Origin of the sequence: Neisseria montereyensis (assembly GCF_024834045.1) — a bacterium.
GTDB lineage: Bacteria > Pseudomonadota > Gammaproteobacteria > Burkholderiales > Neisseriaceae > Neisseria > Neisseria montereyensis.
In genome coordinates this window covers 401,286-421,441 of sequence record NZ_JANUXW010000001.1, presented here as the reverse complement: position 1 = coordinate 421,441, position 20,156 = coordinate 401,286, and the positions used below count along the sequence as shown (strand labels likewise).

Sequence of the window (20,156 nt, the reverse complement as noted above, 5' to 3'; positions counted from 1 at the left end):
CGGCCTTAAGATTGATGGGACAAGGCTGTCATTATAGCCCATAAGCGGCGGTTAACGCTTTTCAGACGGCCTTTTCCTTTTCTCGCAAGTATCGGCTATAATCGAAACGTCCGTCTGTTACTAACTACAATAAGGAAATATTTATGTCCGGTTTTTACCCACATCCGATTATTGCCCGAGAAGGCTGGCCTTTTATTATAGGCGGATTGGTTGTCAGTATTTTATTAACGATTTTTGCTTGCTGGTGGTCGCTGCCGTTTTGGATTTTTACCATTTTCGCCTTACAGTTTTTCCGCGACCCCGGCCGCGATGCGCCGCAAGATAAAGATGCCGTATTAAGCCCGGTCGATGGTCGTATTGTGGTGGTAGAAAAAGCAACCGACCCCTACCGCCAAGTCGAAGCCTTGAAAATCAGTATTTTTATGAATGTGTTTAACGTTCATTCCCAACGCTCGCCGATTGACGGCACGGTAACCGCCGTTGAATACAATCCGGGTAAATTCGTGAATGCCGCTTTAGACAAAGCCAGCACCGAAAACGAACGCAATGCCGTATTGGCTACCACCGTAAGCGGCCGTGAATTAACCTTCGTTCAAGTTGCCGGGTTGGTGGCACGTCGGATTTTATGCTATACCCAAGTCGGCGATTCCCTACGCCGTGGCGAACGTTACGGCTTTATCCGCTTCGGTTCGCGCGTAGATGTTTATCTGCCCACCGATGCCCGTGCCGAAGTCGCCATTGGCGATAAAGTCAGCGGTACCAGCACCATTATCGCCCGTTTACCGCTCACGGCACCGAGTGAAAACGCTGATGCCAATGCGGATACTTCCGCTGCACAACAAGCCGAAGAAACCGTTACGCCGGTAGCCGATAACGTAAACGCGACAACAACCCAGCTCGATACAGCGGCAACAGAAAGCACGGCTAAGGTTGAGGTTAGCCAAACCGATATCGAAGCTTCCGCCGAGAAAGTCCGCCAAGCAGTGGAAAACGAATTTTCCAAAGATTAAAGTTTGGCTGAAACAAAACAACCGCCGTTTTTCACAACGGCGGTTGTTTTATTCATTTGATAAATAAAGGCCGTCTGAAAATGTTTTCAGACGGCCTTTGGTTTAATTTATCCGATATTAAATCTTACGCACCATAAACCGGATATTTTGTGCACAACGCCGTAGCGGCTTTGGCAACGCGTTGCAAGGTTGCATCGTCGTTCGGGTTTTCCACCACATCAGCCAACAGATTAGCCAATTCACGGGCATCGCTTTCTTTGAAGCCGCGCGTAGTAATCGCCGCCGTGCCGACACGGATACCTGAAGTCACAAATGGTTTTTCAGGGTCGTTCGGAATTGCGTTTTTATTGATGGTAATGTGTGCTTTACCCAAAGCTTCTTCGGCAGCTTTACCGGTAATGTTTTTAGCACGCAAATCCACCAAGAAAACATGGCTTTCGGTGCGGCCGGAAATAATGCGCAAACCGCGTTTTACCAACTCCTCAGCCATGGCTGCCGCATTGATTTTCACCTGTTTGGCGTATTCTTTAAACTCAGGTTCCAAGGCTTCTTTAAACGCTACCGCTTTCGCCGCAATCACATGCATCAGCGGGCCGCCTTGCAGACTTGGGAAAATCGCCGAATTCAAGGCTTTTTCATGAGTATTGTCACGGCACAAAATCACGCCGCCGCGCGGGCCGCGTAAGGTTTTATGGGTGGTGGTGGTCACAAAATCGGCAAACGGCACGGGATTCGGATATTCGCCGCCCGCAACCAAACCGGCATAGTGCGCCATATCCACAAACAGATAAGCACCCACTTTATCGGCGATTTCACGGAATTTCGCCCAGTCGATTTCCAAAGCATAAGCAGAAGCACCGGCCACAATCATTTTAGGTTTGTGTTCCAATGCCAAACGCTCTACTTCGGCATAATCCAATACTTCGTTTTCATCCAAACCATAAGTAATCGCGTTATACAGTTTGCCGGAAATATTCACTGATGCGCCATGCGTTAAATGGCCGCCGTGTGCCAAGCTCATACCCAAAATAGTATCGCCCGGTTTCAATACCGAAGCATAAACCGCTTGGTTGGCTTGCGAACCGGAATGCGGCTGCACATTGGCATATTCCGCACCGAATAATTTTTTCACGCGGTCAATCGCCAGTTGCTCGGCAATATCCACATATTCGCAGCCGCCATAATAACGTTTGGCCGGATAGCCTTCGGCATATTTATTGGTCAATTGGCTGCCTTGAGCTTCCATAACGGCGCAGCTAACATAGTTTTCAGAGGCAATCAGCTCAACGTGGTCTTGTTGGCGCTGCACTTCTTTGGCGATGGCTGAAGCCAGTTCGGGATCGTATTTCTCAATGGTAACGCTTTTTGAAAACATGGTCTGAAATCCTTGCAATGTTGAAAAAATAGGCGGGAAATGTTGGCTATTGTAACTGAATTTAGCGCGATAGCGGATGAAAAAATCCGATATTGTCAACAAAATTAACTCATATAGCAGGGCGCAATATATAAAGCCGCCTGAAACTTTTCAGACGACCTTATATATAAAAACCAAATATCAAAAACAGTCACACAAACTACCCCGATTTTATCCATTCAAATAAATTCAATATTATTTATATTTAATATCATAATAATTTCAAAAGTTACATATCTTCCATCGAACACTTGAAAGATACCGTCGGGAATAGAAACCCAACTCACTTATGACATTTGCTTTATCCTTTTATAAATAAATCAAAAAACAACCGGCCAAGATGTAAAAGGAAAATGTTATGAATAAAACCGTTGTGATTATTGCCGCATTACTTATCGGTGGGCTGTATTACATTCAGGAAAATCCTGAAATAAAACAAAACATTAGTCAAACTTTCAGCCGCAAAAACTTATTGGAAGCCAAATTTAAAGACCCGGTAAAACAAAAAGAATATGAAGAAAATAGAACATCTTTATTTTTTTCAGATTCAAAACATTAATCATAAATTAATTATAACAAAACCATAAAACATGCCCGATGAATTTTATAATTCATCGGGCATGTTTTATATCATGATTTTTGATAAGTCTTATTCTGTTAACCACACATTAACATACCTTATAAAAAACCATTACTATGAAAAAATACTTTTATCATATTGCTACATTTTATCAAAGTTACTATGATAATCATTCTTAATTGTAAAATTAGCTTTTATTTATTTATATATTATTAACCATTTATAGAGTTTATTCAATCAAGAGAAAACCAAATCATGACTAAACAATCTTTATTGGCATGCACCATTGCAGCCCTCTTCCCTGCCATACCGTTAACGGCATGGGGTGCGCCTAACGATGAAAATACCGACAACAACGCCGAGTTGGATACAGTTGTCGTAACTGCCAGCAGATACGAGCAAACACTAGATAAGGCAGCGCCTAACGTATCCGTTATTTCACGCAGAACGATGGACAGTGCGGCGGCGCATAACCTAGACGACCTTATGATGTACGAACCCGGTGTCAGTGTTACTACCGATAACACCCGTAGAGGTAACGGTTCGATCAATATCCGTGGTATTGAAGGCAACCGCATTTTGATGATGGTCGACGGTATCCGTATTCCGGAATCTTATGGCGGCGGCAATGGCGGCGGCGGTACGATTACAGGCCGTGATTTGGTTGAAACCGACACCCTCAAGCAGGTTGATATTGTTAAAGGCCCTTATTCTGCCTTATACGGAAGCGATGCATTAGGCGGCGTGGTCAATATGAGTACTTATTCGCCTTCTGATTTTGTCGATGCCGACAAACCGGTATATTTTGGTGTAAAACAAAGTTATCACAGCAGCGACCGCAGCTATGGCACCACGGCGACGATTGCCGGCCATACCGATGTGGCCGAAGGTTTATTAATGTATACCAACCGCAACGGTCATGAATACAAAAACCGCGGTAGTTTAGATATACTTGGCGGCCGCCGTTCCAAAAACAACCCTCAAGATATGCACAGCAATAATATCTTGGCCAAAGGCAGTATCGGCAACGAACAACACCGTATAGAAATGCTATGGGAGCGGTTTTCACGCAAAAACGATACCAACGTACTCAATGCGATGGGTTCCTCTGCCCGAGGACCGAGAGTTACCAACACGTCGGAATATTTCGCCCGCGACCGTGCCCGCCGCCAACGTTTAGAATTAGGCTATCGTTACATCGGACAAGGGGGTAGCTTACAAGAAGCCGCTGTTCAACTGTATCATCAAAAACTAACAGCCGAAGATGATGCCGTAATCAGTGAAAGCACTTCTATGAATAACAATATTGTTTCGGCATCCACCCGCTATTCCGACTATGGCTTTAATCAAACCACCAAAGGCATTAATACCCGAACCATATGGGGCTTAAACACCGGTGGAATTGAACACCTTATTGTTGCCGGTGCGGAATACAAGCAAACCAATACCGCCCGTCCACGCGACAGCTTAACGGTTAATGCCGACGGTTCTACCACTAAAATCTACGCAGGTAGCCTGTTCCCCAATAAAACATTCCCCGACAGCCGTCGTAAAACCTTTAGTATCTATGCGCAAGACAGCTTGACTTTCAGTAACGGTATCACACTGACTCCTGCTTTGCGTTATGAAAAAGAAACCTTAACGCCGCAAATTGATCAGGCTTATCTAAATGCCGAACCACAAGAATTACCTCAAAAATTCAACGACCATGCATTTACGCCGAGTCTGCGCCTAAGTGTACCGTTCAATCAAAACTGGACAGGATTTGCCTCTTATTCGCGCGGTTTCCGTACACCTCCGTTCGACAGCGCCACCATGTCGTTTAGTAATAATGCCTTTGGTTACCGTATTATTCCGAACCACAACCTGAAATCTGAACGCTCCGACAGTGTTGAACTTGGTATGAAATTCCGTCATGAGCGCGGTAATGCCCAAATCACCGCTTTCTATAACCGCTATAAAGACTTTATTAATACACGGTTGGCAAGAATTGATAATAGCGGCCCACGCGCCATTCAAATCTTCCAATATGAAAATCTCGATAAAGTACGGACACATGGTATAGAAGCGTCCGGACAACTCAAATTAACCGAAAACTGGCGCTTAAACGGCGGTATCGCTTGGATGCGCGGTAAAGATGGCGACGGTAATAGTTTAGACACCGCCTATCCGTTAAACGGTGTGATTGGCTTGGATTATGTTCAAGATAAATGGGGCATCGGTAGCAAGCTGCGTTGGGCTAAAGCACAAAAACGTGTTAGCAGTGAAAACCGCTTCAAAACACCGGGCTACGGTGTATGGGATGCCGCTGCGTGGTACAAACCCAATAAAAATATCGAATTGGGTTTGAATGTTTACAATATCGGCAATAAAAAATATTGGCAACATGCCGATATGGCCGGTAGAGCCAACCAAGATGTCGATATTTATACCCAACCGGGTCGTAATGTCGCCGCATCTTTACGCGTATCTTTCTAAGCTTTAAATTATTCAGGCAGCCGCAAGGCTGCCTGAATAATAATAACCGTATTTGTCTTATCTGCTATACAAACAATTAACTATGGGTTGCAGCTAAAAACCCGAATCAAATTATTCCGAACATCAATCCTTTCAATCCCATCATCTATCGAATCTTTTCAAGATTAACCAAATCCTCTTTATACGTTCAATTGCGGAAACAAAGCTTTCAATCCGGCCACAATAATTTCAACCGAAACGGCAGCCAACAACATCCCCATTATACGATTAAGAATGATTACTCCCGTATCCCCTAATTTTTGGCTAACCCTTGCCGCTGCCAACAAAATAATATAACAAATCAGGCTGATAAAAAGTCCGGCAATTAAAATTAATATCGTATCACGATAATCTTTAGCAGCAGATGCATAAATAATCACGGTAGAAATCCCACCCGGCCCCACCGTTATCGGAATAGCCAGCGGCACCACTGCAATAGCACCGATATTATGGTTACTGCGATTGGATACTTCCACATCTTTACCTTCTTCCGGCAATGCTTCGGGCTTGGCAGGATTATTGCCGCCATTCATTAACGAAATAGCAATCAACAATACCAAAATACCGCCGCCCACCTGAAACGCGCCGACACTGATACCGAACAGCTTGAGAATCGTACTGCCTGTCAGCGTAAAAGCAGTAATGGCGATCATTACGGCAATAGAAGCATTTTTTGCAACTTTACGGCGCTCGCGCGTACTTAAATTTTGTGTCATTTCAAGATAAATGGACAATCCGCCCAAAGGGTTAATCAATACCATAAATGCCAAAATGATCTTGCCGATTTCCATGCCTATCATGTGCTTATACCTTGTATTATTTCATTCTCTTTGATTCGTACGGCAAATACTGCTGCCAAATTTCAAAGCAATTACCTATATTCATCTATTTAATTAAAGTTATCTATTATATGATTTATATAGAATGTTTCAGACGGCCTTATATGAATAGAGGCCGTCTGAAACATTCCATTCAATAGCATTAACAGCTTAAGCCCGCTGATTGCCGATACCCATCAACAAAGCCAATATCATCATAATAGATAAAGTAGCCGTACCGCCATAGCTTACTAGCGGCAACGGTACGCCGACCACGGGAAGAATACCGCTCACCATACCCATATTCACAAATGCATAACAGAAAAACGTCATGGTTAATGCGCCGGCCAACGTTCTGTTGTATAAGGTTTGCGCCTTGCCTGCAATATAAAGCCCGCGCCCGAGAATCAGCAGATAAACAGCCAATAATAACCCGTTACCGATAAGACCGAACTCTTCCCCGAAAACGGCAAAAATAAAGTCGGTCGTTGATTCGGGAATATAGTCCAAATGGGTTTGCGTACCATTCAGCCAGCCTTTACCCCAAAGCCCGCCGGAACCGATGGCAATCATCGATTGCAAAATATGATAGCCGGCACCTAGCGGATCTTTAGTCGGGTCGAGCAGGGTCAACACGCGGGTTTTTTGATAATCGTGCATACCGTAATTCCAAAGCAACGGCAATGCGGCAAAAAAACCAATCAATGAGGCAAAAATAACTTTCCACGGCAAACCGGCAAAGAAAATCACAAAAATACCGGAAGCCATAATCAAAGTTGCCGTACCCAAATCGGGCTGCTTCAAAATCAGCGCGCCCGGTACCATCACCAAAACCAAAGCACCGATATAGTGATACCACCGCAACGACATTTCATATTTTTGAAAATACCACGCCACCATCATCGGCAACGCGATTTTCATGATTTCAGACGGCTGTATCCGGCCGATACCGATATTCAGCCAACGTGTCGAACCGTTTACCGTGACCCCGAAAAATTCCACACCCAACAATAATACGACACCTATCGCATACACCGGCGGGGCAAGGGCAGACAATGTTTGCGGACGGGCGCGAGCCACAAACCAAAGCAATATAAATGCCAATACCGTGTGCACGGTTTTATTCTGCAATTGGCCGATTTGCTGCCCGTCTGCCGAATACAGTAAAAACAGGCTCATAATATAAACCGCCAACATGGCATAAAACAGCCAAGGATCCATAGGCGCCCAAACAATACGTTTGATTCTGCCTAAAAAAGTCTCTTCATTTATATTCATCGTACCGCTCCGGAAGCCGCCCGAATACCTGCAATATTGTCATAAGCCTGCTTGAATACCGAAGTTTCAGAACGGACAACAGGCGCGCTGGCGGCTGTTTGCTGCATATCCTCATGCTCTTTGCTTTTTAACAACGGCTCTTTAGGTACGGGGCCTGCTAGCTGCCCTGCTTTTAAAGTCAGCAGATAATAATCAGTCAGCGCACGGGCCAATGGCGCCGCACTGGCCCCCCAACCGCCGTTTTCCAATAAAACGGCAATCGCAATCTGAGGCTTTTCAAGCGGCGCAAACGAAATAAACCATGCATGGTCACGGTGCTGCTCGGCCAATGCCGCCGCATTATAGCTGGCACCCTGTTTAATTTGTACCACCTGCGCCGTACCGGTTTTACCGCCCATCGTATATTGCAAACCATATCCTATACGGTGCGCCGTTCCGCCCGGTTTTAACACTTTCGACATCGCTTGTTTGATATATTCAAAATTATCGTATTTAAACGGAATTCTGCGCTCCGGCTCAGGGTCGATTAAGGTAATTTCACGTCGGTCGTGATCCAATAATTCTTTAACCAAATGTGGCCGGTAAACCACACCGTCATTCGCCAATGAAGCGGTAGCTTGCGCCATTTGCAAAGGCGTATAAGCGTTATACCCCTGCCCGATGCTCACCGATACCATTTCCGCCGGCTGCCACTCACGCGACCTTGGGTTTTTAGCCTTAGCAAAGCGCTTGGCTTTCCACTCTCTTGAGGGCAATACCCCTCTATATTCGTGCGGCAAATCAATGCCGGTTTGCGCACCCAACCCGAACTGCGCCAAATACGGCGATACTTTATCGATACCGAGCTCATAACCCAAGCGGTAGAAGAAAGTATCCGACGACACTTGAATAGCCTTGCTTAAATTGGCCGAACCATGCCCCCTACGCACCGAATCACGGAATAAGTGGCGGGAACCCGGAATACTCCAAGCACCCGGCGCGGGCACAATGGTATTTTGATCGATTTTGCCGCTTTCCAATAAAGCCATGCCCATAAACGGCTTAAAGGTAGAGCCCGGCGGATAAAGACCTTGTGTTACTCGGTTAATCAGCGGGCGCTCCCAATTCTCATTCAAACCTTTCCATGATTCGGTATCGATGCCGTCGATAAATAAATTCGGATCAAACGAAGGCTTAGACACAAATGCCAATACCCCGCCGGTTTGCGGGTTCAACGCCACCATCGCGCCACGCCTATCACCCATTAAACGGTCTGCCTCTTGTTGCAGGCGGATATCCATAGCCAACCGTAGAGTTTTGCCCGTTTTGGCCGGCACGCTTTTTAAAACGCGTACTATATTGCCATAAGCGTCTTTTTCGACCTCCTGATAACCCGGCACCCCATGAAGCTGGCGCTCATAAAACCGCTCCAGGCCCGATTTGCCGATATGGGTGCTGCCCCGATAAAGTGCCGAAGCATTTTCTGTTTCCAATCTTTTTTGATCACTATCGCTAATGCGGCCGATATAACCTAAAACGTGTGCCATTAATTCGGGATAAGGGTATGAACGGAACGTGCGTGCATTAATCTCCACCCCTTTAAAACGGTAGAGTTGCGCAGCCAAGCTTGCCGCTTCATCAGGGTTCAGTTTTAACTTTAAGGGAATATTTTCATAAGAACGAAATTCGACACGGAATTTTTTAAAACGCCTCATGTCGCCTTCGGTAATATCAACATATTGGCGTAGTGCTTCTATCGTATCATCCAGCTTTCCTTCAATTTTACTGGGTACGATTTCAAGAGAATAAGCAGGATAGTTGTGTGCCAATACCACACCGTTTACGTCTACGATTTCTCCGCGTATCGGTGCGGTAGGCACTAATGAAATACGGTTGGTATTGGCCCGCACCACATATTCATCATGTTTGACAATTTGCAGATAAACAAAACGACCCAATAACAACAAAAAGAAAATCACAATGAATACGAACGCCACCACCAACCGCAAGATAAAATCCCGTTCGCGATCAGCAACAACCTGATCATATCCGTTGTTTAAATAGCTATTGTTATTCATCGGCGTAATAGACGTGAATTAAGGATAACCAGCATAATCTTACTCAACAGCGGCCACAACAGCGCACCGATAAACGGCGCAATAAACACTTGCCAACCGGTAAAACGGTGGTCATACATCAAACGCACCAACGATAAAACCACTTGGTTGCACAATAAAGCCGCCCAAATAGCCATCGCCTGTACGCCGTAACTGAACAACATAATCCGCTGCTGCCGCTGCTGGACGAAAAACACCATCACCATATACGATAAAGCATGTTGCCCAAGCGGTGCGGCCGTTCCCACATCAACCAACAATCCGGCAATGAAAGCGGTACCTACACCCACCATTTGCGGTCGGTATAGTGCCCAATAAAGCAAAATCAATGCCGTAAATTCAGGTAGCCAGAAAAAAGTATGGAACGAGAACGGAATAAAGTCCAGCAACATGGCAAGCACGAAGCCGGATACGGTGATGTGTTTGGGAACACGCTTATGAAAATCTTCAAGTTCGGTCATAACTCAGACTAAGGCCGTTTTGCTTGGGCTAAATCAGGCGCCGGCGATAATTGTTCAGGTCGTTTTTTCTGCGGCAATACCAATACATATTTGCTGTTGCGAAACCCTGATAAAGGTGCCAAGGTAACACGGTAATAAGGCGTTCCTGCCGCACGGAATACCTGAAGCACTTTGGCAACGGGAATGCCTTCCGGATAAATACTGTCCAATCCCGATGTCACCAAAACATCATCCGGCCGCAAATCCGCATCGGCGGGGAAATAACGCAAATTAATCGAGCCACCGCTGCCATAAAGCAAACTACGCACACCGGTACGCTCTACCATAATCGGAATCACCGTTTTACTATTGGTAATCAGCGTCAGCTCCGCACTCAACGGGTGAACTTGCGTAATCTGGCCGATTAAACCATTCTGATCCACTGCGGCATCACCCACCTTAAACCCGCTTACTTCGCCTTTGTTTAAAATCAATCTATCCGAAAGCGGATCGCGGCCATTTGAAATCACCGTCGCCATCCCTGCAATACGGATACCGCTTTGTTGCAAACCCTGTAATCTTTTTAACTCAACCAGTTCGTTTTGTTGGATACCTGCTTGTGCCAATAATAATTTCAGACGGCCGTTTTCTTCATTCAACCGTTTGCTTTCGGCCACCAAATCAATTTGCGATTGTGCCAACTCACTAATATAACGATAAAAATATACGGGCTGATTGGCAATCCATTGCAGGGGATACAACGCAGTTGCCGTATAGCCTTTGATTTTCTGAACAGCCGAATAACGGCTGTCGAGCATCATCAAAGCCACGCTGACTATAGAAAGAATAATCAGCTTGCTGGAAGATTTCATACCCTTACGGGAAAAATTCAAAGGCTGTTCAGACATATTGAAACGGCATTCCGAAATAATAAATTAGGGATTCGCCACAAAAATCGAGTTCAGTTTGCCAATCATATCTAAAGCTTTGCCCGATCCCCGTGCCACACAAGTCAGCGGATCTTCCGCTATCATCACCGGCAATCCGGTTTCTTCGGCCAACAAGCGGTCAAGCCCTTTGAGCAATGCGCCGCCACCGGTTAACACCAGCCCGCGCTCCGCAATATCCGCACCCAATTCGGGCGGTGTTTGTTCCAATGCGTTTTTAACCGATTGCACAATCTGATTCAAAGGCTCGGTCAATGCTTCCAAAACTTCATTCGAGCTAATGGTAAACGCACGCGGAATACCTTCTGCCAAATTGCGGCCTTTCACTTCGATTTCATTAACTTCCATACCGGGGAAAGCCGAACCGATTTTTGTTTTAATTTCTTCAGCCGTCGCTTCACCGATCAACATACCGTAATTGCGGCGAACATAATTGATAATGCTGTCATCAAACGCATCGCCGCCAACACGAATAGAATGTGAGTAAACCACGCCGCTTAAAGAAATCACACCCACTTCGGTTGTACCGCCGCCGATATCGACCACCATACAACCCGTCGCTTCCTCAATCGGCAAACCCGCACCGATTGCCGCCGCCATCGGTTCTTCAATCAAATTCACAGAAGAAGCGCCCGCAGCAGAAGCCGAATCACGAATCGCTTTACGCTCTACCTGAGTCGAACCGCAAGGCACGCAAATCACAATACGCGGCGGCGCGGCAAAACGGCTGTTGTTTACTTTTTTAATAAACTGTTTCAGCATTTTTTCGGTGACATTAAAATCAGCAATCACACCGTCTTTCATCGGACGGATGGCTTGAATGGTGCCCGGCGTACGCCCCAGCATTTTTTTGGCTTCAGTGCCCACCGCCAAAATGGCACTTTTACCTTGAGCGGCATCCGTCTGCATCGCCACCACTGAAGGTTCATCTAAAACAATACCTTTATTACGGATATAAATCAACGTATTGGCGGTACCCAAGTCAATAGCGAGATCATTTGAAAAATAGCGTGTTAAAAAGCGAAACATAAAATATTTCCCGAACCTTTAAAATCTTGTTAAAACGACAGAAAAAACAGCAATTTGTTTCTTCAGACGGCCTTCCCGCCGGAAAGCGGTATCAATCCGCTGAAATCTGCATGTAGAATACATTTAGAATAACAGCGTTTTCAGTTATAATTCTCTACCCAACGGAACAATAATCAGATAAACGTGTAATAATACCTTAGTTTCGATGTTTACTGAATTAAATTTAAGGATTTTTTATGGCTCTGACCTTAAGTGATGTAGAAAAAATTGCCAAGCTCTCCCGCCTGAGTTTGACAGAAGAAGAAAAACGGCAAAACCTACAAGAATTAAATGATATTTTCGCTCTGGTCGAAAAAATGCAAACCGTGAATACCGACGGCATAGAACCGATGGCGCACCCGCATGAAGCCGCTTTACGCCTACGCGAAGACCGTGTTACCGAAACCGACCATGCGGCAGAATACCAAGCCGTCGCCCCCGAAGTACGCAACCGCTTATATATTGTTCCGCAAGTAATCGAAGAATAAAATTTCAGACGGCCCCTATTATATATTCAAACTTATATAAGGCCGTCTGAATCATATGCCGTCTGAAAGAAGCCCATGACCCAATATACATTGAAACAAGCCAGCGAAATGCTGCAAGCCAAACAAATTTCCGCCACCGAATTGGCACAAGAATACTTAACCGCCATTGATGAGCGCAATCCCGCTATCAACGGCTATATCACTTTAGATAAAGACCTCACCCTTGCCGAAGCCCAAGCGGCCGATGCGCGTATCGCTTCCGGCAACGCCACCGCCCTAACCGGCATACCCATCGCCTATAAAGATATTTTCTGCCAACAAGGCTGGCGCAGCGCCTGTTCCAGCAAAATGCTTGATAGCTTCGTTTCCCCCTACACCGCCACCGTAGTACAAAACCTATTAAACGAAGGCATGGTCACCCTAGGCCGCACCAATATGGACGAATTCGCCATGGGCTCCACCAATGAAACTTCATTCTACGGCGCAACCAAAAACCCGTGGAATACAGAAAACGTACCCGGCGGCTCTTCCGGCGGTTCCGCCGCCGTTGTCGCCGCCCGCCTTGCTCCCGCGGCTTTAGGCTCCGACACCGGCGGCTCTATCCGCCAACCTGCCTCACACTGCGGCATTACCGGCATTAAACCAACCTATGGCATCGTATCCCGTTTCGGCATGGTCGCCTACGCATCCAGCTTCGACCAAGCCGGCCCGATGGCACAAACCGCCGAAGATTGCGCCATTCTGCTGAATGCCATGGCCAGCTTCGACGAACGCGATTCCACCAGTTTGGAACGCAGCAAAGAAGACTACACCCGCGATTTAAACCAACCCTTAAAAGGCTTAAAAGTCGGCCTGCCTAAAGAATATTTCGGCGAAGGCATGAGCGCAGATGTACAAAAAACCATTCAGACGACCATCAACCTACTCAAAGCACAAGGTGCAGAAATGGTGGAAGTTAGCCTGCCGCAAACCGAATTATCCATTCCCGCCTATTATGTACTTGCCTCCGCCGAAGCCAGCACCAACCTTTCCCGCTACGACGGCGTACGCTACGGCCACCGCGCCGCCCAATTCGGTGATTTAGAAGAAATGTACAGCAATACCCGTGCCGAAGGTTTCGGCAGCGAAGTCAAACGCCGCATTATGATTGGCACTTATGTACTCAGCCACGGCTATTATGATGCCTACTACCTGAAAGCCCAAAAATTACGCCGCTTGGTTGCCAACGATTTTCAATCGGCCTTACAGCAATGCGACATTATCCTTGCGCCAACCGCGCCAACTGCCGCACCGAAATTAGGCAGCGATATCAACGACCCGGTACAAATGTATCTTTCCGATATTTATACCATTGCCGTTAACCTAGCCGGTTTACCCGCCATGACCCTACCCGCAGGCTTCTCTTCAGACGGCCTACCAATCGGTGTGCAGTTGATTGGCAATTATTTTGCCGAAGCAAAGATTTTGGGCGTGGCGCATCAGATGCAGTTGAATAGTGATTGGCATAGTAAGCAGCCTACGAGATAAAAAATCATAAGCTGCTTAAAAAACTAAAAAATGACCGTTAAATATCATTTTAGGAAATCCTATACAGGTGCGAATTATGCCAATATCCAAACCCATAAAAGAAACCGCCTCAAAATGAACCTTCACTTTGATACCCATTTGGCTAAAGGCTATAAAAATCCATCTCAAATTGTACGCGTCTTAACGGAAAATTGGATGGCAATAAATATGTATTGTCCAAATTGCGGTTGCAGCCATATAAAAAAAGCACCCAATAATCGCCCTGTACAGGATTTTCTATGCCCTCAATGCAATGAACAATTTGAATTAAAAAGTAAAAATGGAAAATCCATAGGAAAAAAGATTGATGATGGTGCATATCACACGATGATTGAGCGAATTCAATCAAATGATAATCCTAATTTCTTTTTCTTGATGTATAAAAAAGCAGATTATTCTGTTCAACAATTGATATTGGTACCAAAACATTTTATGACTGTCGATATGATTATTCGCCGTAAGCCTTTATCGGAAACAGCTAACCGTAAAGGTTGGATCGGCTGTCAGATAGACATGAGCAGGTTGCCTGAAAGTGGCAAAATTTTATTGATTGATCAGGCCAAAGTCATTGAACCTGAGCAGGTACATCAGCAATGGCAATCTAATCTTTTTTTACGCAATCAGAAAGCTACCAGTAAAGGCTGGCTATTAGCAATCATAAAGTGCATTGAGCAACTTCCTGAGAAATTTGATTTAAAGCAGCTATATAAGTTTGAGGAACAATTAGCTATCCAATTTCCCAATAACCAACATATTAAAGATAAAATCCGCCAGCAGCTTCAAATTCTACGCGACCAAAATATAATTGAATTCTCTGCACGCGGGCATTATCGGAAGCTTCAACCTTAAAAGTATTGTAAATACAAAATATTATTAATATTAAGAAGATGGTTAATTTAATTATTTAAGCATTAAAAATACCCATATTTTTTTATTATAAGTAATTTTTAGATATCTAAAATTTGAAAATAGAAATGATATCTAGAAGTATGATAAATATATATTTAAAAGTATAAGTAAAATTATGGCGCAATTTGTACCAGAGCTAACGCAAGCCGTCCTGAATAATATGGCTACGGCAGGGGAAAGAAAAGTAGCTAAATTTCTCAGCGAGTATTTAGATGATGATTGTATCGTTTGGTGTAATGTACCAATGGGAAACAAACGGCTTTACGCCGATTTTTTAGTGTTGTTCCCAAATAAAGGGTTATTGTGCATAGAGGTTAAAGACTGGCATTTAAAAATTCTACGCAGAATGACTAAAACAGAGTGTGAATTAGAAATTGATGGCCATCGAAAACGTGAAAAACACCCTATGGAACAAGCGAGAAGCTATGTACACACCATCACAAACTTATTATCCTCGGAAAAGCGTTTACAGCAACAAGATGGTGATTACCAAGGGCGTTTAATCCTTCCCTATACACAAGCTGTTATTTTTACGCAGTTTACACATAGTGAAATTAGCAATTTATCTACAGATAAAGCACGTTTAGATATATTAATGCCAATCAAAAATACACTTTATAAAGATGATTTAAAAAGCGGGCAAAGCAAAGAAAAAGTATTGACCAGATTATGGGACACATTTCAATATGATTTTGAATATACACTCAACCGAGAAGAAATTGACTTAATTCGCTGGCATTTATTCCCTGAAATCCGTTTAAATCTACCGGAACAACAAGAACTATTTAATGAACAAAAAGAATTATCTGAACCCCTTCAATTAGAAGAAGCCATACCTCCTAAACCTATTATTGCGCCCGATATCATTAAAATTATGGATATTCAGCAAGAACAGCTTGCACGCAGCATGGGTGGTGGCCATAGGGTTATTCATGGCGTAGCAGGTTCAGGCAAAACTTTAATATTATTGATGCGTAGTCAATACTTAGCCAAACAGGCTAAAAAGCCTATTTTGATACTATGCTTCAATATTGCACTAGCAGCTAAATTACGCACATTCATTGCAGATAAAAAGCTGACTGATAAAATTAAAGTTCACCATTTCCATGGATGGTGTAGTTATCTTTGCAAAGAATATAATTTAGATATTGCACAAAAATATCAAAGGCTACCCCACTACGAACAATTTGTACAAACAGCAATTGATGCAATGCAAGATGGCCGGCTACCAGAAAATATTTATGAAGCAGTATTGATTGATGAGGGCCATGATTTTGATGCTGACTGGTTACGCTTGGCAACCTATACTTTAGATAAACAAAGTAACTACTTACTTTTATTATATGATGATGCACAATCTATTTATAAAAACAATAAGAATTTAGGTTTTAGCTTGGCCAGCGTTGGTATTAAGGCACAAGGGCGTACAACTATTTTACGACTCAATTACCGCAACACTAAAGAAATTATTGGATTTGCTTATTTATTTGCACAAAATAAAATGCGCCCGCGTATTAGCAATGATGAAAACCAAATTCCTTTGGTTGAACCAGAGGCAGCTGGCCTTAATGGTGTTTCGCCATATATAAAACAATGTGCATCATGGCAAGATGAACTTGCTTATTTAGAACGCTGCTTAGATAAATGGTTATTGGAAGACAAAATTCCTCTGCAAGATATTGCCATTATTTGTTATCGAAAAGAACAATGTGATGAGGTTTCTGAATTATTAAAACGCAAAAAAATAAAATATTGTGCCTTACAAAATAGTACTATTCGTAAAAAATATAATCCGAATGACGAAGCGGTAACTGTTTGCACAATGCATAGTAGTAAAGGTTTGGAATTTCAGCGGGTAATGCTGATGGGCATTTACTCCCTCGAAAACAAAAGTAAAGCACAAGAAACTGAATATACCCGTTTACTTTATGTAGCTATGACGCGTGCACAATCTTATTTAATGATTACTTTATCCGGAACCAATATATACAGCCAAAGATTGCTTGAAAGTTATTATCAATTTAAAAATAATAATTAATCAGGCCGTCTGAAACATATTTTTTATTAAAAAGAAAGACCCCTTATGACCTGGGAAACTGTAATCGGACTGGAAATCCACGTCCAATTAAACACTAAATCCAAAATTTTCAGCGGTGCGTCTACCGCTTTCGGTGCCGAGCCGAACGCGCACGCCAGTGTGGTGGAATGTGCCCTACCCGGCGTGCTGCCGGTATTGAATCGCGAAGTGGTTGAAAAGGCCATTAAACTTGGTCTGGCAATGGATGCGACCATTAATCAGAAAAACGTGTTCGACCGCAAAAACTACTTCTATCCTGATTTACCGAAAGGCTATCAAATCAGCCAGCTAGACCTGCCGATTGTAGAGCATGGTAAGCTGGAAATCGTGGTGGGCGACGAAGTTAAAACCATTAATGTGACCCGTGCCCACATGGAAGAAGATGCGGGCAAATCGGTGCATGAAGGTTTGAACGGCGCGACGGGTATCGACCTCAACCGTGCCGGTACGCCTTTATTAGAAGTGGTATCCGAGCCGGAAATGCGTTCGGCAGCCGAAGCGGTAGCCTATGCGAAAGCCCTACATGGCTTAGTGACTTGGCTGGATATTTGCGACGGCAATATGGCCGAAGGTTCGTTCCGTATTGATGCCAACGTTTCCGTGCGACCCAAAGGCCAAGAAGAATTCGGTACCCGCCGTGAGATTAAAAACCTCAATTCATTCCGCTTTTTAGAGCAGGCAATTAATTATGAAGTGGAAAGCCAGATTGAAATCATTGAAGACGGCGGCAAAGTACAGCAAGCCACCATGCTTTTTGATCCTGATAAAGGCGAAACCCGTGTGATGCGCTTAAAAGAAGATGCGCATGACTACCGCTATTTCCCCGACCCCGACCTATTGCCGGTTATTATTTCCGACGAACAGTTAGCCAAAGCGCGTGACAATATGCCCGAATTGCCGTCTGAAATGGCACAGCGTTTTGTATCCGATTACGGTGTTAGCGAATATGATGCACGCCTGCTTACTGCTTCCCGCGGGCAAGCTGCTTTCTTTGAAACAGCGGCCCAAGCCAGCAAACAAGGTAAATTGGTGGCCAACTGGATGAATGGCGAACTGGCAGCCACTTTAAACAAAGAAGGCCTAAGCCTGTCTGAAAGCCCGATTCAAGCCGGCCGTTTAGCCGGATTGGTTGCCAAAATTGCCGACGGTACTTTGAGCAACAAACTGGCCAAACAAGTATTCGAAGCCATGTGGGGCAGTGATTTGAATGCCGAAGCCATTATCGAACGCGACGGCTTGAAACAAATGACCGACAGCGGCGCTATTGAGAAAATCATTGATGAAGTTTTGGCAGCCAATACCAAATCGGTAGAAGAGTATAAATCCGGTAAAGAAAAAGCCTTTAATGCTTTAGTGGGGCAAGTGATGAAAGCCAGCAAAGGCAAAGCCAATCCTCAGCAAGTGCAGGAACTGTTAAAAGCCAAACTGGCTTAACAGACTATACCAATCTGATTTTAAATGATTTTTATACAATAGGCCGTCTGAATATTTCAGACGGCCTATATAAAATACAGTTATTACTTTTTAAACTAAACACATATTATCCGCCATCACCTTATTTTTTCATTGCAAAAAATCGATATAGCGGTTAAAAAAACATTACTGTAAAACAAATATACAAGGCCGAAGCGGTAAAATATTAATTTTTTCAGACGGCCTATCCCATTACCAAAACAACCGAAGCTTATTATGTCGTATACCGTTACCCTCACACCCGATCAAACCACCTTTACCGTTTCAGAAGACGAACCTATCCTCCATGCAGCCAAACGGCAAGGGCTAAACCTACCCCATTCGTGTCAAAGCGGTATATGCGGGCAATGCAAAGCCAAACTGGTGAGCGGCGAAGTTTCCGGGGGGAAATATGCCGAACTGGCTTTAAGCTCGGAAGAAGCGGCGCAAGGCAAAATCCTGATGTGTTGCGCCATTCCCCAAAGCGATATTACCTTAACCGTACCCGGTTATAACGGCGCTTCCGCTCCCCCTGTTAAAACATTCCCTGCCCGTGTTGCATCCGTTGAATACATACACGATGCCGCTATCCTCACCCTAGCGCTTCCCAAAGCACCGCCGTTTGTTTTTTGGGCGGGGCAATATATTGATATTTTATTAAAAAACGGGGAAAGCCGTAGCTACTCCATCGCCAATAGTCCTGACAGCGCGGCCACCCTAGAACTTCATATCAGAAAACGTGAAAACGGTTTATTTTCCAATATGCTGTTCGGTGAGAATGCCGTTGTTAAAGAAAAAGCCATTATGCGTATACGCGGCCCGCTAGGTACATTTACTTTGAAAGAAGAAAGCGACAAACCGATTATCCTGATGGCTACCGGCACAGGATTCGCCCCGATACACAGTATCCTGCAACACTTAATCTACAACAACAGCAAACGCCCTGTACACCTTTATTGGGGCGGCCGCCAAGAAGCCGATTTATACCGTTTGAAAGAAGCCGCCAATATCGTTTCCCTGCTTCCGCAATCAAGCTTTACCCCCGTATTATCCCAACCCAATACCGATTGGCAGGGTGCACGCGGTTATATTCAGGATTATGTGGTTGCCGACCACCCCGATTTATCGGCATACGAAGTTTATGCCTGCGGTTCGCTGCCCATGATTCAATCGTCGCAACAACAATTTATACGGCATCACAACCTCCCCGAAGATGCCTTCTTCTCAGATGCGTTTTCACCTGCCGTATCATAATGCGTAATATTGCAAAACAGTTAAAAAATAAATCTATTTTCAAAACAATAACTTTATTTATTTTTTATACAACAAAAAGGAAAACGCTTGCCAAATTATATAAAAACAATCATAATGCGCACTTCTTCGCCGGTATAGCTCAGTTGGTAGAGCAGCTGACTTGTAATCAGAAGGTCCCGAGTTCGACTCTTGGTGCCGGCACCAGATAAAAAACAGCCTGACCGAACCGGTCGGGCTGTTTT

Annotated in this window: 16 protein-coding genes and 1 tRNA gene; 10 read left to right on the top strand and 7 right to left on the bottom strand. The window is 44.4% G+C overall.

Annotated elements, in window-relative coordinates; translation table 11 throughout:
* Window positions 1-143: 143 nt before the first annotated feature.
* Complete coding sequence (locus NXS09_RS01875) at window positions 144-1,010, top strand: phosphatidylserine decarboxylase (protein WP_259290862.1); 867 nt, start codon at window positions 144-146, stop codon at window positions 1,008-1,010.
* 124 nt (window positions 1,011-1,134) lie between these two features.
* Here NXS09_RS01875 and glyA read toward each other — a convergent pair whose 3' ends face one another.
* Window positions 1,135-2,385, bottom strand: a complete 1,251-nt coding sequence (glyA, locus tag NXS09_RS01870) for a serine hydroxymethyltransferase (protein WP_259290861.1) — start codon at window positions 2,383-2,385, stop codon at window positions 1,135-1,137.
* A 397-nt stretch (window positions 2,386-2,782) separates the two neighbouring features.
* Between glyA and NXS09_RS01865 the strand changes: the two genes are divergently transcribed.
* Window positions 2,783-2,983, top strand: coding sequence for a hypothetical protein (locus NXS09_RS01865; protein WP_259290860.1), 201 nt, complete (start codon window positions 2,783-2,785; stop codon window positions 2,981-2,983).
* A 276-nt stretch (window positions 2,984-3,259) separates the two neighbouring features.
* Window positions 3,260-5,482 (top strand): TonB-dependent hemoglobin/transferrin/lactoferrin family receptor, encoded by a 2,223-nt coding sequence (locus NXS09_RS01860; RefSeq protein ID WP_259290859.1) that lies wholly within the window; start codon window positions 3,260-3,262, stop codon window positions 5,480-5,482.
* Window positions 5,483-5,661: 179 nt separating this feature from the next.
* Here NXS09_RS01860 and NXS09_RS01855 read toward each other — a convergent pair whose 3' ends face one another.
* The 6 genes from NXS09_RS01855 to NXS09_RS01830 form a co-directional block, all read right to left on the bottom strand.
* Window positions 5,662-6,321, bottom strand: a complete 660-nt coding sequence (locus NXS09_RS01855) for a MarC family protein (protein ID WP_259290858.1) — start codon at window positions 6,319-6,321, stop codon at window positions 5,662-5,664.
* 189 nt (window positions 6,322-6,510) lie between these two features.
* Window positions 6,511-7,617 carry a rod shape-determining protein RodA gene (rodA, locus tag NXS09_RS01850; protein ID WP_259290857.1) on the bottom strand — a complete coding sequence of 369 codons (1,107 nt, stop codon included), beginning with the start codon at window positions 7,615-7,617 and terminating at the stop codon, window positions 6,511-6,513.
* Window positions 7,614-9,674 carry a penicillin-binding protein 2 gene (gene mrdA / locus NXS09_RS01845; protein WP_259290856.1) on the bottom strand — a complete coding sequence of 687 codons (2,061 nt, stop codon included), beginning with the start codon at window positions 9,672-9,674 and terminating at the stop codon, window positions 7,614-7,616. The genes rodA and mrdA overlap by 4 nt, the downstream gene beginning before the upstream one ends.
* On the bottom strand, window positions 9,671-10,174 hold the full coding sequence (mreD, locus tag NXS09_RS01840) for a rod shape-determining protein MreD (RefSeq protein ID WP_259290855.1): 504 nt from the start codon (window positions 10,172-10,174) through the stop codon (window positions 9,671-9,673). Before mreD ends, mrdA begins: the two co-directional genes overlap by 4 nt.
* Before the next feature lie 8 nt (window positions 10,175-10,182).
* Entirely contained in the window at window positions 10,183-11,061 is an 879-nt protein-coding gene (gene mreC / locus NXS09_RS01835; protein ID WP_259290854.1) for a rod shape-determining protein MreC, read from the bottom strand.
* A 27-nt stretch (window positions 11,062-11,088) separates the two neighbouring features.
* Window positions 11,089-12,129, bottom strand: a complete 1,041-nt coding sequence (locus NXS09_RS01830; protein ID WP_259290853.1) for a rod shape-determining protein — start codon at window positions 12,127-12,129, stop codon at window positions 11,089-11,091.
* Window positions 12,130-12,365: 236 nt separating this feature from the next.
* Here NXS09_RS01830 and gatC point away from each other — a divergent pair, with 236 nt between their 5' ends.
* The 7 genes from gatC to NXS09_RS01795 all read left to right on the top strand — a co-directional run bounded on the left by gatC (window position 12,366) and on the right by NXS09_RS01795 (window position 20,118).
* Window positions 12,366-12,656, top strand: coding sequence for an Asp-tRNA(Asn)/Glu-tRNA(Gln) amidotransferase subunit GatC (gene gatC / locus NXS09_RS01825; RefSeq protein ID WP_259290852.1), 291 nt, complete (start codon window positions 12,366-12,368; stop codon window positions 12,654-12,656).
* 75 nt (window positions 12,657-12,731) lie between these two features.
* Complete coding sequence (gene gatA, locus NXS09_RS01820; protein WP_259290851.1) at window positions 12,732-14,183, top strand: Asp-tRNA(Asn)/Glu-tRNA(Gln) amidotransferase subunit GatA; 1,452 nt, start codon at window positions 12,732-12,734, stop codon at window positions 14,181-14,183.
* 114 nt (window positions 14,184-14,297) lie between these two features.
* Window positions 14,298-15,071 carry a DpnI domain-containing protein gene (locus NXS09_RS01815; RefSeq protein WP_259290951.1) on the top strand — a complete coding sequence of 258 codons (774 nt, stop codon included), beginning with the start codon at window positions 14,298-14,300 and terminating at the stop codon, window positions 15,069-15,071.
* A 175-nt stretch (window positions 15,072-15,246) separates the two neighbouring features.
* Entirely contained in the window at window positions 15,247-17,169 is a 1,923-nt protein-coding gene (locus NXS09_RS01810; RefSeq protein WP_259290850.1) for a 3'-5' exonuclease, read from the top strand.
* 45 nt (window positions 17,170-17,214) lie between these two features.
* Window positions 17,215-18,642 (top strand): Asp-tRNA(Asn)/Glu-tRNA(Gln) amidotransferase subunit GatB, encoded by a 1,428-nt coding sequence (gene gatB, locus NXS09_RS01805; RefSeq protein WP_259290849.1) that lies wholly within the window; start codon window positions 17,215-17,217, stop codon window positions 18,640-18,642.
* A gap of 255 nt (window positions 18,643-18,897) precedes the next feature.
* Window positions 18,898-19,914, top strand: coding sequence for a CDP-6-deoxy-delta-3,4-glucoseen reductase (locus NXS09_RS01800; RefSeq protein WP_259290848.1), 1,017 nt, complete (start codon window positions 18,898-18,900; stop codon window positions 19,912-19,914).
* Window positions 19,915-20,042: 128 nt separating this feature from the next.
* A tRNA-Thr gene (locus tag NXS09_RS01795) sits at window positions 20,043-20,118 on the top strand.
* Window positions 20,119-20,156: the final 38 nt, after the last annotated feature.